The organism is Lamprobacter sp. (genome assembly GCF_034860625.1).
GTDB lineage: Bacteria > Pseudomonadota > Gammaproteobacteria > Chromatiales > Chromatiaceae > Lamprobacter.
The window spans coordinates 1-2,062 of record NZ_JAYESN010000395.1 but is presented as its reverse complement, the minus strand read 5'-3'; the positions used below and the strand labels follow the sequence as shown (position 1 = coordinate 2,062).

The window sequence follows — 2,062 nt, the reverse complement described above, 5'->3', positions numbered from 1 at the left end:
GGCGCTCGATATTGCAGTGCAGCGACTGCAGCGCATCGCCCGGATCAATTACCTGTTGAGTGAGGCACCCAGCGATAAAGCGGGTGTGCTCAGCGCTCCTAATATACCCCCGGTAAGCAGACCGCGCCCACCGGCTGAGGACACACAGCATGAAGACCACGAATAGCATGAATACAACAGTGAGAGGGCTTGGGTTGGTGGCTGCAGCCGTGCTCGGTGCGCTGTTCGGCGCTGCAGGCATGTGGCTTGGCGGCGCCGGGGATGAATCAGCAGCGAGTGACGCCGGCGCTGAAGCGACTGGCGCCGCCCGCGAGCCCCTGTACTGGGTGGCACCCATGGATCCGAACTACCGCCGCGACAAGCCTGGCAAGTCGCCCATGGGCATGGATCTGATCCCGGTTTATGAGAACGTTGCCTCAGCGGATGAGTCAGCCGATGAGCCCGGTACGGTGCGTATTTCGCCCGCACTGATCAACAACTTCGGTGTGCGCACTGCCGAGGTGAGTCGCGGGAAGCTGAGGCAGACGATCAACACCGTGGGCTTTGTGCAGTATGACGAGACGCAGCGTGTACAGCTCAGCCCGCGGGTCGAGGGCTGGATAGAGTCACTGCACGTGAAGGCGGTCGGCGATCCGGTGCGCGCCGGTGAGCCGCTGTACACACTGTATTCGCCCGCGCTGGTCAACGCGCAGGAGGAGTTGCTGCTCGCGCTCAAGGGCGGCAATGCGCCACTGGCGCGCGCCGCAGAAGAGCGCCTGTTGGCACTCGGTGTACCGCCCGGTGTTATAGAGCGCCTGCGCAGGACTGGCAGGCCCAGCCGCAGCGTGACCTTCACCGCGCCGCGCTCGGGCGTTTTGGAGACGCTCGCGCTGCGCGAGGGTGCCTTTGTGCAGCCCGGGGTGATCCTGCTCAGTATCGCGGCACTGGATCCGTTGTGGGTGGTGGCCGAAGTGTTCGAGCGCCAACAGTCGCTGCTGGCCCGGGGCAGTCAGGTCAACCTGCACTTCGATGCCCTGCCCGGGCGCGAATGGCGCACCGAGGTGGACTATGTATACCCCGCGCTGGCCACCGGTGAGCGCACCGCTCAGGTACGGGTGGCGGTGGATAACAGCGAGGGCCTGTTGCGCCCCGGTATGTTCGCCCGCGTGCAGATTGCAACTGCAGCCACCGATGAGGCGCTGCTCATTCCCCGCGAGGCACTGATCCGTACCGGGCGTCAGTCGCGGGTGGTGCTGGCGCTGGGGCAGGGCGCCTTCAGATCGGTGGCGGTGGAGGTCGGGCGCGTCGGCTCGGAGCAGGTGCAGGTTCTCTCCGGGCTGCGAGCCGGCGATCGCATCGTCAGCTCGGCACAGTTCCTGATCGACTCGGAGTCGAGCAAGACGGCTGATTTTTCGCGCATGGACGCGGCCGAGGCGCATCAGCACCCGGTGGAACAGTCCCATGCCAATGAACAGTCGGCGCCCGCCCCGGCGCACGAGCATCAGCACGATCGTGCTCAGCAGACTGAGTCCGAGCCTGACATCAAGCCGGAGGATCACGCCCACCACCACAATCATGGTCAAGAGCCCGAGCCCGAGCCCGAGCCCGAGCCCGAGCCCGAGCCCGAGCCCGAGCCTGAGCCTGAGCCTGAGCCTGAAATGAACCACGATGATCACGCCAACCACCGCATGCAGGGTCACGACCATGATTGAGGCGCTGATTCGCTGGTCCATACACAACCGGCTGCTGGTGCTGCTGCTCACCACCGTGCTGGTGGCTGTGGGCGTGTATTCGCTCAGGCAGACCCCGGTGGATGCGATCCCGGACCTGTCCGACGTGCAGGTGATCATCAAGACCACCTATGCTGGACAGGCGCCGCAGGTGGTGGAGGATCAGGTCACCTATCCTCTGAGTACCGCCATGCTGTCGGTGCCGGGTGCGCTGACGGTGCGCGGCTATTCCTTTTTTGGTGACTCCTATGTCTACGTGATCTTTGACGATGACACCGATCCCTACTGGGCCCGCTCACGGGTACTGGAGTACCTGTCCCAGGTGGCGCCCACGCTACCGCCGCAGGCGCGCC

Annotated in this window: 2 protein-coding genes; both read left to right on the top strand. The window is 64.9% G+C overall.

Going from position 1 to position 2,062, the window contains the following annotated elements; genetic code table 11:
- Window positions 1-149: 149 nt before the first annotated feature.
- On the top strand, window positions 150-1,691 hold the full coding sequence (locus tag VBE63_RS27995) for an efflux RND transporter periplasmic adaptor subunit (protein ID WP_323686267.1): 1,542 nt from the start codon (window positions 150-152) through the stop codon (window positions 1,689-1,691).
- Window positions 1,684-2,062 (top strand): efflux RND transporter permease subunit (locus VBE63_RS27990; RefSeq protein WP_323686266.1); only part of this gene is annotated, 379 nt, incomplete at its 3' end. The genes VBE63_RS27995 and VBE63_RS27990, both read left to right, overlap by 8 nt.